This window comes from Pseudocitrobacter vendiensis, from assembly GCF_943590815.1.
In the GTDB taxonomy this organism is placed as follows: domain Bacteria; phylum Pseudomonadota; class Gammaproteobacteria; order Enterobacterales; family Enterobacteriaceae; genus Pseudocitrobacter; species Pseudocitrobacter vendiensis.
Window position 1 is genome coordinate 160,342 of the sequence record NZ_CALSBS010000004.1, and the last position, 14,382, is coordinate 174,723.

A 14,382-nucleotide genomic window follows, 5' to 3' on the forward strand; every position below is an offset into this window, starting at 1 on the left:
TCACACTCTCTTGCGAGATAAGCGGTGAATTAGCAAAACTTGCAGGTTAATCGCGTTAACCACTCTTTTCATAAACGGTTAATCGATTAATCTTAAATCAAAGATTAAGGAGATTAACGATGAATCATTCCGTTTACGATAAGTACCCTGAAGTTGCCGTTGCCGGGTACGATCATGAAGCCTGGCAAGGGTGGGAGCCCATTATTACGGCTCTGCGCAACCGTCTATCACAACGTAATAATGTGACGCTGGTTGTGGATTGCTATCCAGGTGTCAATTTGCGAGAACTGGAGCAGAACGTTTTTCCCGCTCTACAACCCAGCCAAACCCTGAACGTGGAAAATGCACGCCTGGACGAAACGGCATTGCATCATTTGCTGGCGCGCAACCTGACCGATGACCGCGTGTTCGGCGTGCTCTCCTGTCATCACTTAACTGAATTTTTCGACGCGCGGAAAATGGCACACCTGCGTGACCAGGCAGAAAGCGTACCCGGTTTAACCATCATCTATGGACCCGGCGCGGCGCTGGTGCATCCGGGCGATGTGCTGGTCTACGCAGATCTGCCAAGATGGGAAATCCAGCAGCGGATGCGCCACGAAGGATTAAGTAATTGGGGAGCCAATAACGCCGATGAAGATATGCTTCGCCGTTATAAACGCGCTTTCTTTATTGAATGGCGCGTGTTTGACCGGCACAAAACCCCGTTACTCAACCGCACCGATTTTCTACTGGATACCACGCAACCCGGTAAACCCGCCATGATCAGCGGCGATGCCTTACGTGCGGGTCTGCAACACACCACACAACGCCCCTTCCGCGTGATGCCTTTTTTTGATCCCGGTGTCTGGGGCGGTCAGTGGATGAAAAACAAATTCGATCTCGATCCCACGGCCCCCAATTACGCATGGTGTTTTGATTGCGTGCCCGAGGAAAACAGCCTGTTGCTGCGTTTTGGTAACGTGCGGATCGAGATCCCCTCACAAGATCTGATTCTTTTACAACCCCGGGCGTTGCTCGGTGAACGCGTTCACGCCCGCTTTGGCGCGGAATTCCCGATCCGTTTTGATTTCCTCGATACCATGCAGGGACAAAACCTGAGCTTCCAGGTTCATCCTCTGACTGAATACATTCAGCAGCAGTTTGGAATGCACTACACCCAGGATGAAAGCTATTACATTCTGGATGCAGAACCCGGCGCGCACGTTTATCTGGGCACGAAAAACGGCACACATCCGCAGGCGATGCTGGACGATTTATATGCCGCCGCCAGGGGCGAAAGAGCGTTTGATGATGCCAGATTTGTTAATCGCTTCCCGGCGAAAAAGCACGATCACTTTTTGATTCCCGCAGGCACGGTTCACTGCTCTGGTGCAGGCACGATGGTGCTGGAAATCAGCGCAACGCCTTACATTTTCACCTTCAAGCTCTGGGACTGGGGTCGTCTGGGCATGGATGGGTTGCCGCGTCCGGTCCATCTGGAACATGGTGAGCAAGTGATTGACTGGCAACGTAATACTGACTGGGTAATGAAGAATCTGGTCAATCGGATAGACCCTATCGCACAAGGCGATGGCTGGCATGAAGAGCGCACTGGTTTGCACGAACGCGAGTTTATCGAAACGCGTCGCCATTGGTTTACCGCGCCGGTTACTCATCATACGGGGGGCGGCGTTAATGTTCTTAATCTGGTGGAAGGTGACGAAGCTGTGGTTGAAAGCCCCACTCAGGCTTTTTGCCCGTTCATTGTGCGCTATGCGGAAACCTTTATTGTTCCGGCAAGCGTCGGCGAATATCGCATCTCGCCTACCCGCACAAGCCAGGGCCAGCGTCTCGCGACCATTAAAGCCTGGGTAAGGGGGGAGTGATGATTCATTTTATTGTTGCCTCACATGGCCCTCTGGCGACCGCGCTGCTTGAAAGCAGTCGCATGGTCTATGGCGAACTTCCTCATGTTCACGCCGTCACGCTCACCGAAGAAGGCGGAATTGAAGGCTTCAAACAGGACTTCGCTCGCGTTCTGGGTTTAGCGAGCCAAGGAGCCTGCGGCGTGGTCGTGCTATGTGATATGCAAAGCGGCACGCCGTGGAATGTCGCGTGCCAGCATGGTTTTTCTCCGCAAACGCAACCGCCTGTCGCCGTGGTGGCCGGTGTCAATTTCCCCATGTTGCTGCAAACCGACGAGGTCGCTCATCTCAACGACGTCCATGCAGCAGCGCAACACCTGATTGCATTAACCCAACCGACGATTACCCAGGCTGTTCTGACAACGTCAGCGCAGTCGGATGATTTTTAAGGAGCCAAATATGAGTATTTCGTTTGTTCGCATTGATGACCGCGTCATCCATGGGCAACTCGTCACGCGGTGGGCAAAAGAGCTGCCCTGTGACGGTATTGTCGCCATTGATGACGCAGTCGCTGCCGATCCCCTGCTCTCCTCCGTCATGAAGGGCGCGGTTCCGGATACCAAAGTCTGGCTCTTCGACACGGCGACCGCCATAGAAAAGCTGCCGAAAGTGATTGCCAGCGAAAAGCGTTACTTTGTGATTGGAAAATCTCCTCTCACGCTACAGCGCATTGAGCAAGCCGGTATCAGCCTGAAAAATGCCAATGGCAAAATCAACGTTGGCCCAATGAGCGCTCGTGCGAATACCACCACGATCGGCCCCAATCAGTCCGTAAATAGCGATGAAATCGCAGCCTTCAACTGGCTAACGGAGCAAGGCCACTCTATCGAATTTCGCCTGGTCCCCGATGCCAGTTTTTATAGCTGGCAGGACGCCTGGCAAAAGCTGAAATAAGGAGCGCGCGATGATTTTCGAAGCCACATTAATTGGCATTCTCTGTTACCTGGGCGCATTGAGTAGCCCCTGGCTGCTGGGCCTGACCGGCGGCTGGTATATGATAACGAGGCCGCTGGTCTCCGGCTTACTGGTTGGCTTAATTCTCGGCGACGTGAAAACCGGTATTATGATCGGCGTCGCCGTGCAGGCCGTCTACATTGCAATGGTCACTCCTGGCGGGTCGATGCCCGCAGATTTAAACTTTGTCGCCTACCCCGCCATTGCGCTGGGGATCCTGTCAGGCCAGGGGCCAGAAGTGGCCGTCGCGCTGGCGGCGACCATTGGGATCGCCGGGACTATCCTCTTTAACACGATGATGGTCGTTAACTCATTCTGGAATCATCGTGCCGATACGGCTATCGATCAGGATGATGCTCGGGGGATTTACCTCAATAGCGTTATTTTCCCTCAGGCCACCAACTTTGTTCTGCGCTTCGTTCCCACATTTATCGCGGTCTATTTTGGTGCGCAATACATCAGCGGCTTTATGGAAAGTCTGCCCAAAATCGTGCTGTCCACCATGAACGTACTGGGCGGCATACTCCCGGCAGTGGGGATCGCGATTCTACTCAAACAGATCATCAAAAATTACACCATGTTGATCTACTTTCTTGTCGGCTTTGTGTGCATCGTTTTCCTGAAGCTGAACATGGTGGCGCTGGTGATTGTCGGCGCGCTGCTGGCGCTGATTCATTACAACTACAAACCTGAAGCGCCAGTCACGACATCACCGGTCGCCAGAGTTGAAGATGAGGATGAATTCTGATGGAACAACGTAAACTTACACGCACGGATTTGCGCCGCTGCTGGCGGGCATGGATGATGCATAACCTCTCCTCCATGAGTTTTGAGCGTCTGGAATCTTTTGGCTTTTGTCTGAGTATGCTACCGGTTGCGAAGAAGCTTTATCCGGACGCTGTTGAGCGAAAAGAAATGCTGCGCCGTCATGCTTCTTTCTACAATACGGAGCCGCAGCTTGGCGCGATTGTTAACGGTATGGTGCTGGGACTGGAGGAGAAAAAAGCTAACGGCGAGCCTATCGATGGCGAAACGATTAACACGCTCAAAGTGGGTTTAATGGGGCCGATTGCGGGCATTGGCGATTCAATGATCCCGGGTATGTTGATCCCCATTTTGCTCAGTATTGGGATGGCGCTGGCCGCTGGCGGCAACGTGCTGGGGCCACTCTTTTATATCATTGCCTGGCTGGCGATCATTATTCCCGGATCGTGGTTCCTGTTCTTGAAAGGCTACAAGATGGGATCGGGATCGGTTGAAATGCTGGTCAGCAGTAAATCGACACGCCTGCGTGAAGCGCTCTCTTTGTTAGGGGTCTTTGTAATGGGCGGCGTGGCGGCCAGCTACGTCAAGCTGGGTACCGGGCTGGAGTTCATCACCAAAGATGGCGTAAATATTCATCTCCAGCAGATGCTGGATGGTATTTTCCCGCAGCTCTTACCTCTGATTGTGGTTCTGGGCACCTGGTATGTGATGGCGAAACGCGGCGTCTCACCGGTGAAAGCGATGCTGCTGCTTTTAGTGGTGGCAGCAATCGGTGTGGCAACGGGCTTGTTTGCAGGGTGAGTGTTACAGATGTTGAAGCCGGGGCTTTCGCCCCGGTTTTTTTATGGGTGGAAATTACGCCAGAGATCAGCCACTTTATCCGGACGGGAAATAAACTGAAAGCGAGCCGGATCGTCGATAAACTGCTGATAGATAGGTTCATCAGAGAGACCAAATTCACGGTACTGACGCGGGGTAATGACCTGCAAGCGCCCCGGCATGTAATGAGTATTATGCTGCCAGACGATTTGCTTTTCCTGTACCAGCGGATACCAGGCTAATCCTTTATGCGCCCGCACGGCATCATATTCAAAACCATATTCACGGTCACACCATGCGCCAAAAGTGAGGGCTTCATCCGGGCTCGCCGATATGGTCGCATGTCCCCATCCTGGCGGAACGAGTACCTTATCACCCGGCCCCGCCAGTACGGCGAAACAACGGCCAGGATCGTCATCCACATACTCCTGCATGTAGATAATGGCTTTCCCCTGCCAGATTTCATACAGTTCTGGCGGCGACCAGCCGCTGTGAAGACTGATGCGATGAACGTGCCCCTGACTGCGTATCGGCTCTTCGCCTAAGGTTCCGGCAGCATAAGTTACAACGCCAAAAAGCAGCATTCGCTTTTCCAGCTCTGCGCGATCCTGCATTCGCGCAACATCCATCGCGATGGCATACACCTCTTCCGGCCCTTCACATTGCGGATCGCGCAATGAAGGACGGATTTGATCGAGTGTGCGGATCTCAGGCATTGGCCCGGTGACATCATTACCGTAACTAAATCCCAGGGGCGATGAGTGGACGGCCATATCCACGCCAAAATTAGTCATGGTTCACCTCCATAACCCGCACGCTGCCCGCATCATCAACCACACGTAACGCAAAACCGTTTTTCAGCGCTGAATAGTCATGGCCCGCAGAGCAAGGCCAGACGGCTAATGCACTCAAAATTTCATTCCCGGTATTGATTAACCGATGCGCTGTAAAGCCGGGGATAGTATGAACGGAGCCAGGATAAACCCGCTCAAGGCGAGTGCTATTCTGCTCATCCTGCAAAAGTAAGAGTCCTTCGCCACGCAGACCGATATAAACCTCTCCTTGCTCACGCCGCGCATGAAAATGCCCGCGCGTCATAAAAAACTCTTCGCCAACTTTACCCGGCATAAGATGCGTAACGCCCGTGTAAAGCTCACCGGGTCTGTCAGGAGTGGCAAACATTTCAACGTGATAAACAGGTTTTGACCCTGCGAGCGATTGCCAGCATGTATGATCGGCAAACACGCCGGGAAGATCCTGAAGCGTCGTGGATTTAGTGAGAAGCGGCGCACCAGAAAGCGCGCCGCTACACCACGCCAGGTGCAGCGGCTGAATAATAGTAGAATCCATAATTGTCTCCGGCCCAAGGAGAACAGCCAGAAAACAATAGCAGATTAATCGATTAACCTCACGGCAAGCTGTACCGTTTCGCAATCTGGTTCACAACTTTATTTTTCAGGACCCTATTCACCCTTAACTTTTTTTAAAATATGCATGGTTAATCATATTAATCAGCTTACGGCCTCTTGATAAAGAGATTAACCTAAGGATGCAACCTTTCGATAATGAAGGTTCTTTTCTCCTTTCTCCCTGTTACGATAAGGATAGTCGCCATGAATACATTATCCCGTTCAGAACGGATAATTTATGAATATATACTTTGCAATGCGCATCGATTATCTACATTATCGGCAAAAACAATCGCCAACGTCACATTTACAACAACAACGTCAGTAAATCGCGTCAGTAAAAAGATGGGGTTTTCCAGCTATACGGAACTTCGATATAAATATCAGTCAACGCACAGTTTTCAAAGTCAGCACGACGGCGTGAATTATTCCATAGCGGAAAATGAGCTTAATGCGCTCTGTAACGAGTTTAAAAGCGGTCAGCATATCTATTTGTATGCCCGTGGCGCCACTTTAACCAGCCTCAATTATCTCTCACGCTTTCTCTCAATCGCTGGCATTCCACACTTAACGTTAGTGGATATCCACCAGCTTGCATTAATCAACCGGGGCATACTGCTCCTGGTCAGTAAATCCGGTGAAACAGCGGACATTCTCGACATGGCACGTAACGCAAAACGCAAGAACTTACGCGTGATTGCCATTACGCAGGCGAACTCCTCGCTGTGTAAACTCGCTTCGCGGGCATGGCATGTTGAATCCAACGAGAACGTGACCACCCTCTATAAAAGAGAAACGCAAATTACTATTTTGAATTTTATCGATGGTATTGGCTATCAGCTTTTGGATACCGCTATTAGCTAACATGAATTCCCCCCACACATTTTACCCGTCAAAAAAAGCCCCTGCGCAAAAAAACATAAAACAGTTTTATCATACATTCGTTGTACCGCCATACACTTGACTAAAAAAACCGTTCTCTTAAATATACTGTCAGTAAACTAAACCAACACCCGATAATGATTCTATTAATATCGTTTTATAAAGAACGATTATGTTAGCCACCATGAATAATTAACTCAAATAACATAACAAATCGCACCATTTTGGGGGATATATGTTGTTAAGTGATGTAACATCTCAGGAATTAATCCTTCTTGACCAGGAGTGGTCCAACCGCGAAACCATTCTTGATAACCTCACCACCCTGCTGTTTGAAAAGGGAAAGATCGGCGATAAAACCGCATTTCTGCACGCCGTCTGGGAACGAGAGAATATATCCGAAACCGGATTCGAACATGGTATCGCCATACCTCATGGAAAATCCCCTACAGTTAAAGAGCCCGCCTTTGCCGTCGCTCGCCTGAAGCAACCCATTGCGGATTGGCCCACCATGGATGGCGAAGACAACGTCTCATTAGTCTTTCTGTTAGCCGTTCCACAAGGAGATGATGATGGGCATTTGCGTTTGCTCTCAACGCTAAGCCTGGCGCTGATGGATGAAAACAATGTTCGCGCGTTAAAGGCCGCTCCCACGATTGAAGCATTTCTGAGCCTACTCGATAACCATCACGCTGGCACAGAAAAGCCTCTCGTTAATGATACGGGCCAGAGCATTATTGTGATCACGTCCTGCTCCGCCGGGATCGCCCACACCTATATGGCAGCGGAAGCGCTGGAAAAAGCCGGAGCTGCCCGCGGGATCCGCGTATTTAGTGAAAAACAGGGCGCAAACGGTATTGAAGATGCCGTGAATGCCGGGCAAATAGCCCAGGCAAGTGGCGTTATTTTTGCCGCCGCGCTGCCGCCAAAAGGGAAAGCCCGGTTTAACGGGAAAGCCTTCATCAACACGTCGGTTTCAGAACCATTAAAGGATGCCGACGGGCTAATTGATCGCTTACTCACTCACCCGGATGGCATGGTCAACGAAGCCGAAAACGGCGATCGCCAGGCAAGCCCGAATACACTCTCTTTTGGCAGACAAATTTATCAGGGGATCTCTACCGGGATCTCTTACATGATTCCGGTGATTGTCGCCGCGGGTTTGATGATGGGGATCGGTCAGTTACTTGCCAGCACGCTGGGCATCACAGATATCGGCAACAATAGCTATGCCAGCAACGACAATACCTTACTGATTATTTGCCACTTTTTAACGCTCTATGGCGCCATGATCATGAAGTTCATGTATCCGGTTTTCGCCGCCTACATGGCCTATAGCATTGCCGACAGACCAGGCCTGGTTCCGGGATTTGTCGGGGGCGCTTTCGCTGGCGGGTTGCATTACACCTTCTGGTCTGTGACTGGCGGCATTCCCTCTGGTTTTCTCGGTGCTCTGATTCTGGGTGCGCTGGCGGGATTTATCGCTAACTATCTCAACCACCATATTCGTCTGCATAAGCACCTGCAGGCGATGAAACCGATGTTGATAGTACCGGGGCTTTCCGTCCTGATTCTCTTCTTTATCAATTTCTATTTTGTCGATCCTGTTTTCGGTGGCCTTAACCGCTTCCTTCAGCAGTTTATTACCGAGCACGGCACCTCCAGCACGTTGACACTGGCCGTCATCATCGCCTCGCTCACCGCTTTCGACCTGGGCGGCCCGGTCAATAAATCCGCCGGTGCGATTGCCATTGGGCTGGCAGCAGATCACATTTTCCCCCTCACTGCCAGAGTGTTGGGGATCGTTATCCCCCCCATTGGTATTGGCCTGGCCACGCTTATCGATCGTTTTATCGTTCGCCAGCGCGTGTTTGACGATAACCTGCGCGTCACAGGCACCACATCATTAATTCTGGGATTTCTGGCCATTGGCGAAGGTGCGATTCCCTTTATGCTGAAAAACCCAATCATTACGATTTCAATCAATATCATTGGCGCTGTAATAGGCGCGTTAATCGCCATTAGCCTGGGTTCCGTGCAATGGCTTCCCCTCCCCGCCGTATGGGGTTGGCCGTTAGTGCAAAACCTTCCGGCGTATCTTTGCGGCATGGGCGCCGGGATTGTCTTCATTGCTTTCGCCAATGTTCTGATTCGCTACTACTTCATCAAAGTTGGCAAGATAACACTGAATTGACCAGGAGATTTACGCAAATGACGTCAAAACACGTCTATGTTGTTCCGCACTGCCATTGGGATGCTGAGTGGTATTTTACCTGCGAGGACTCGCATATTCTGCTCATCGAGAATATTGATTATCTGCTGGATTTGCTGGAAGGCGATGCAACCTTTCCCAGCTATTCCTTTGATGGTCTCGCTATCGTTCTCGACGATTATTTGCAGGTGCGCCCTGAGAACGCCTCACGTATCGCCGAACTGGTCCGTCAGAAACGGCTTTACGTCGGCCCCTGGTACACCCAGTGTGATTCGTTGTTAATTCGTACAGAGTCGCTAATCCGTAATCTGCAATACGGTATTCGCACCGCGAAACAGTTTGGGCATAGCATGAATGTCGGCTATTTACCGGATATTTTCGGCCAGCACGCCTATCTTCCGGCGATATTCACCGATGCGGGTATTGATTATTGCGTTCTGCAACGCGGCATTTATACCGATCAAATCCGCGGCGATTTGAATTTCCTCTGGCAGGCGCCGAATCATAGAACCGTAGCGACTAACTATATGTATTACGGCTACGGTCCGGGAAAATTCCTCTCCACTGATACCGATTATCTCAATCATCGCCTGCTGCCTATTCTTGAACGGCTAAGCGCCATGAATAGCCACACCGATAACCTGCTCCTGCCTTGCGGCGGCGATCAGGTTTTGCCGAATGCGCAATTCCCGCAAACGGTCAAGGCGTTGAATCAACGGGATACGCCTTACCACTTTACAATGTCCAGCTATGAAGAGTACATGCAGGAGACCTGGAAAGAGCGCTCTTTTAATAACGTCATTGAGGGCGAACTTTTTGCCTGCCAGAAATCGCGTATCCACCGCACGTGTCACTCAACGCGCGCGGATATAAAACGCCAGACGTGGCAAACCGAACATCTGCTGCTCGATCAACTGGAACCGCTCACCGTGATCGCGTCCCAGCTCGGCATACATTGGCCGCAGCCGATGATGGATGCGTTATGGAAAAAGGTTTTCTCTGCTCATGCGCATAACGGCATTGAAGCCACAAATGCTGATCCGGTAAACCACAATATTAAACATCGTCTTATCAGCGTGGAGCGTTCGGCTCTCAGTCTTATTAACCTGCTGAAAAAGAAAATCAGCCACGCAATCAGCCAGCAAATGGCGCAGGACAATATTCTTGTCGTGTTTAACGGCGACGTCAGCCCATTAAATCGGTTGGTCCATGCCGTCGTCTTCACTAAAGATAAAGGCATCGCCCTTAAGCGGGGGAGTAAACCCGTTGAATGTACGGTGCTCAATCAACAGGAGCTGGATGGTGGTCAGCGGGTGATTGTCACCGCGGCAGGCGAGAAGCTGGAGCAGGTCGATAATTACTATCGCAGTGAAATTCTCTTTCCTGCGCAAGGCATTAACGGGCTTGGCTATCAAACCTACGAGATAACAGAGGCGAGTGCAGCGATGATGCTGACGCAGACGGCGCGTCAGACCATTGAGAGCGATCGTTATCGCGTGAGCCTGAACGACGGCAAATTAGCACTGGAAAATCGCATTACCCGGCAGTGCGTAGAAGATTTCTTAACCTTCGTTGACTGTGGCGACAACGGTGACGAGTTCGATTTCGCACCGCTTGAAACGGAACAGCCGATCATCAGTAGGGCATTTACCCTTCTCGCCAGCGAGGTCAGCCCGATGGTCAGCCGAATGACGCTGGAATCGACGCTGAAGTTACCACAGGATATCCCACAGCGACTGGAGGGGCACTGTACTTCAGCGCTTCTGATCCATACCACCATCGAACTGCGTCAGCATGAAAATTATGTTCGCGTAACCCATAGTCTGGTGAATCAGGCGGATAATCATCGCCTGCGCGTATACCTTAAAACCCCCGTCAAAACCCCCCTTGATTCTTATGCCGATCAAGGCTTCTCGTTGCTGCGTCGCGACAACATTAGCCCCTATGTCACTGACTGGCGCGAGCAGGGTTTTGTCGAAAAACCGATGCCTATCTACACGATGGAAAACTGTGTTGCATTGCGTAATGACGACCACTTCTTCGGCGTAATCACTAAAGGGATTAAGGAATATGAAGTCTTCCCTGCCGAAGACACGCTGGCGTTAACGCTGTTTCGTAGCGTCGGGCTATTGGGTAAAGATGATACGCTGTGGCGACCAGGGCGTGCGTCAGGCATTAACAACAAGGTTGTTGAGACACCCGACGCGCAAATGCATCAGGCCATGACGTTCGATTATGCGCTCGTCATGGATAGCCAGGTTGATGACGCGACGCTCATGCTCTCCTGCCATCACTATCGTGAACACTATCTGACGTATCAACTCCAGCAGTTGAATACCTTTGAGGAACGTCTTGAGCGCTTCACCATTCCGCTCCCGACAACAAAAATTCCCCCATCAGCGGCATGGCTCTCTCAGGATAATCCTCGGATCATGATAAGCATGTGCAGGCCTGGAGAATGCGCTGGAGAGTTTATCCTTCGCCTGTTTAACCCAGGCGAAACCCCACAGCCGCTATTTTTCTCCTCTTCCTGTGATTATCAACTCTCAATGCTGACCTTACAGGAGGAACGCCGCGAGCCCGTAAATAGCCCCCTTACCCTTGCCGCCAGAGATTACATTACGCTTGCCGTGAGAATGATTGACGGGCCCGAGCATGCGCCGGGTGCATGAATAACAGATAAGGGGCGCACCGGTAGTGCGCCTCAGAACACAAGCATTCTCCACAGGACCTGTTTATGACCCCAACATCCATTACCGCCCTTCGCCCTCAGATCGTCTCGCTTATTGAGGCACTATATCCAGGACAAGAGTCTCCGCGAATTGCTGAGGCGATCCTGTCCTGCGCGCAAAAGTGGCATACAGAGGCCCGGCACTTTTCGCCACTCGATGAAAAAACCGTTTATTTCATTACCTATGGCGATGCGATTTCCGCCGCAACGGGTACGCCACTACAGGCGCTGCATACCTTTGCCCGCCGGTTCCTGGCTCCGACCGTGAGTGATATTCACCTGCTTCCGATGTTCCCTTACAGTTCGGATGACGGATTCAGCGTGATTGATTATTACGGCGTCGATCCTGCATTGGGTTCATGGTCGGATATTCAGGCGTTATCTGGCGACTTTTCTCTGATGTTTGACTGTGTCATCAATCATATTTCCCAACACAGCGAATGGTTTACTGAATATCTGAAGGGTAACCCTGACTATCAACACTTCTTTATTGAAGCGGATAAAAACGCCAATTATCAAAATGTGGTTCGCCCCAGAACATCACCGCTATTTAGTGCGTTTACGCGTCGTGATGGGAAGTGCGTACAAATCTGGACAACATTCAGCGACGATCAGATCGATCTTAATTTCAATGAACCTGACGTCTTACTCGAAAGCATTAATATCCTGCTTTATTACGCCGCACATGGCGCGACATCTATCCGCCTTGATGCGATTGGCTTTATCTGGAAAGCGTCTGGCACAACCTGTATTCATCTTCCGCAAGCGCACCAGATTATTCGCCTGTGGCGATTGCTGTTGGATGCCATATTTCCGGGCTGCCGCATTATTACTGAAACCAACGTGCCTCATCAGGAGAATATTGCCTATTTTGGTCAGGGCGACGAAGCGCAGATGGTGTATCAGTTCCCTTTACCACCACTCACGCTACACGCCTTTTTGCGCGGCAATGCACGCTGGCTGCGTCAATGGTCGACATCGCTGGATAACGAGCTGTTGCCACCGGGAGCGACGTTCTTTAATTTCCTCGCCAGCCACGATGGCATTGGACTCAGGCCAACGGAAAACCTGCTGGATAATGCGGAAAGAGATTTTCTGGTCAGCGAAACGCTGCGTAAAAAAGGACGCGTCTCGTGGAAAAATAATAGTGATGGTTCCACATCGCCCTATGAATTAAACATTAACTATCTCAGCGCCCTGAGCGAGCCGGGCGATAGCAATGCCATCAAAGTGGCAAAAACGACGGCCGCTCACGCAATTCTCATGGCATTAAAAGGCGTTCCCGCTATTTACTACCACAGCCTGCTGGGCAGCGAAAACGATCTTGCTGGCGTTGAACAATCGGGCATCAATCGCCGCATTAATCGAGAGAAACTCACCTTAGAAGCATTAGAGCCAGACCTGTTGGCGCCGCATCATCTGCGATGCATGATCTTCAGTGCGCTCAAACAATTGCTTGTGATTCGCAAAGCTCATCCGGCCTTTTCACCCGCGGCAACGCAGACAACGCTCGCGCTTGCGGACGCGTTTTTTGGCGTGCGTCGTCATGATGTTGTCTCGGGAGAAATGATAACCTGCGTTGTGAATGTGACTGGAGAAGCGCAGCCACTCGCGCTGGATATCAACGGCGAGTGTCTATTCACTGGCGAGAAAATTCAGGGGGCCATCACGCTTCAACCCTGGCAGATATGCTGGATAAATCACACCGCATAGACGTAGCAATATGCCCGTAGCGATACGGGCATATGACATTACATCCTGCAACTAGGGTGCGGCTGCCAGCACCTCCGCCACCCACGCGCGGAATCCGTCCACATCCAGCCCCAGCGCAACCTGCACATTCGCCGGTTGGCCGAGTCGGCCCTCAATGTCTACAACTGTAGTACCGGCGGTGTACGTTCCCTGCGTCTCGACCGCGACAAAGCACGGTTTCAGGGTAAACAGCTCCGGGCGTACCAGCCACGCAATAGCGCAGAGGTCGTGCATGCGCAGGCCACTTTGCATGCTGCCGCTACGGTAGTGGCTGAACAGCGAGTGCAGCATTTTGCCAGTTTTGTTGAGCACCGGGAGCGTGGCCAGATACTCTGGCGTCAGGACGGCCTGGTTAGTCACATCCAGACCGCACATCACAATCTCCAGCCCGCTCTGGAAGACTTGTGCGGCAGCTTCCGGGTCGATGGCGATGTTGAATTCGGCGTTTGGCGTGAAGTTACCGCGCCCGGCTGAGCCGCCCATAATCACCAGGCGGCGGATATTAAACTGACACTCCGGATACTGAGAGAGCAGTAGCGCGATATTAGTGAGCGGTCCAATCGCAACCAGAGTGACAGGTTCAGGCGAATGCATCAGCGCATCGCGAATGGCGATAAACGCCGGTTTCTCCAGCGGTTGGCGCTGATGTTCGGTAAAGTCATAACCTTCCATACCCGACTGCCCGTGCACATAGGCCGCGTCGCGCAGCGGGCGCACCAATGGCTTTGCCGCCCCCTGCGCCAGCGGAACGTTTGCCTCCCAGAAATGCAGCAACTGGAGGGCGTTACGCGTGGTCTTTTCGACGGAAACGTTGCCCGCCACGGTGGTCATTAACTGGAGATCCAGCGCCGGGGAAAACAAAGCAGCCGCAATGGCAGCGGCATCGTCAATGCCAGGATCGGTATCAAGAATAATCGGCAGGCGCATATTTCCTCCATAAAAAAATGCCAG

Annotated in this window: 12 protein-coding genes; 9 read left to right on the top strand and 3 right to left on the bottom strand. The window is 51.6% G+C overall.

The features are described 5' to 3' along the window. The first annotated feature begins 119 nt into the window (after positions 1-119). From NMC31_RS06835 to NMC31_RS06855, 5 genes are read left to right on the top strand one after another with little or no spacing between them, the layout of a single operon-like run. The gene (locus tag NMC31_RS06835; protein WP_253897390.1) at positions 120-1,868 is read left to right on the top strand and encodes a class I mannose-6-phosphate isomerase; all 1,749 of its coding nucleotides are present in this window, start codon (positions 120-122) and stop codon (positions 1,866-1,868) included. Next, positions 1,868-2,296: a PTS sugar transporter subunit IIA gene (locus tag NMC31_RS06840; RefSeq protein WP_149463042.1), complete on the top strand. Its 429-nt coding sequence runs from the start codon at positions 1,868-1,870 to the stop codon at positions 2,294-2,296. Before NMC31_RS06835 ends, NMC31_RS06840 begins: the two co-directional genes overlap by 1 nt. 10 nt (positions 2,297-2,306) lie before the next feature. After that, positions 2,307-2,801 (top strand): PTS sugar transporter subunit IIB, encoded by a 495-nt coding sequence (locus NMC31_RS06845; protein ID WP_149463041.1) that lies wholly within the window; start codon positions 2,307-2,309, stop codon positions 2,799-2,801. 10 nt (positions 2,802-2,811) lie between these two features. Then, the gene (locus tag NMC31_RS06850) at positions 2,812-3,609 is read left to right on the top strand and encodes a PTS mannose/fructose/sorbose/N-acetylgalactosamine transporter subunit IIC (RefSeq protein WP_253897391.1); all 798 of its coding nucleotides are present in this window, start codon (positions 2,812-2,814) and stop codon (positions 3,607-3,609) included. Then, positions 3,609-4,427 (top strand): PTS system mannose/fructose/sorbose family transporter subunit IID, encoded by an 819-nt coding sequence (locus NMC31_RS06855; RefSeq protein ID WP_253897392.1) that lies wholly within the window; start codon positions 3,609-3,611, stop codon positions 4,425-4,427. Before NMC31_RS06850 ends, NMC31_RS06855 begins: the two co-directional genes overlap by 1 nt. A 41-nt stretch (positions 4,428-4,468) precedes the next feature. Here NMC31_RS06855 and NMC31_RS06860 read toward each other — a convergent pair whose 3' ends face one another. Together NMC31_RS06860 and NMC31_RS06865 are read right to left on the bottom strand one after the other, a co-directional pair. Continuing rightward, complete coding sequence (locus NMC31_RS06860) at positions 4,469-5,239, bottom strand: glucose-6-phosphate isomerase family protein (RefSeq protein WP_253897393.1); 771 nt, start codon at positions 5,237-5,239, stop codon at positions 4,469-4,471. After that, positions 5,232-5,795, bottom strand: a complete 564-nt coding sequence (locus tag NMC31_RS06865) for a glucose-6-phosphate isomerase family protein (protein WP_253897394.1) — start codon at positions 5,793-5,795, stop codon at positions 5,232-5,234. Before NMC31_RS06865 ends, NMC31_RS06860 begins: the two co-directional genes overlap by 8 nt. Before the next feature lie 263 nt (positions 5,796-6,058). Between NMC31_RS06865 and NMC31_RS06870 the strand changes: the two genes are divergently transcribed. The 4 genes from NMC31_RS06870 (at position 6,059) to NMC31_RS06885 (ending at position 13,392) form a co-directional block, all read left to right on the top strand. Then, entirely contained in the window at positions 6,059-6,718 is a 660-nt protein-coding gene (locus tag NMC31_RS06870) for a MurR/RpiR family transcriptional regulator (RefSeq protein WP_253897395.1), read from the top strand. A gap of 253 nt (positions 6,719-6,971) precedes the next feature. After that, positions 6,972-8,930, top strand: a complete 1,959-nt coding sequence (locus NMC31_RS06875) for a fructose-specific PTS transporter subunit EIIC (RefSeq protein ID WP_253897396.1) — start codon at positions 6,972-6,974, stop codon at positions 8,928-8,930. A 17-nt stretch (positions 8,931-8,947) separates the two neighbouring features. Continuing rightward, entirely contained in the window at positions 8,948-11,620 is a 2,673-nt protein-coding gene (locus NMC31_RS06880) for a glycoside hydrolase family 38 N-terminal domain-containing protein (RefSeq protein WP_253897397.1), read from the top strand. 65 nt (positions 11,621-11,685) lie between these two features. Next, entirely contained in the window at positions 11,686-13,392 is a 1,707-nt protein-coding gene (locus NMC31_RS06885) for an alpha-amylase family glycosyl hydrolase (protein ID WP_253897398.1), read from the top strand. Positions 13,393-13,443: 51 nt separating this feature from the next. Here the strand turns inward: NMC31_RS06885 and rihC are convergent, their stop codons facing one another. Then, on the bottom strand, positions 13,444-14,358 hold the full coding sequence (gene rihC, locus NMC31_RS06890; protein WP_149463032.1) for a ribonucleoside hydrolase RihC: 915 nt from the start codon (positions 14,356-14,358) through the stop codon (positions 13,444-13,446). Positions 14,359-14,382: the final 24 nt, after the last annotated feature.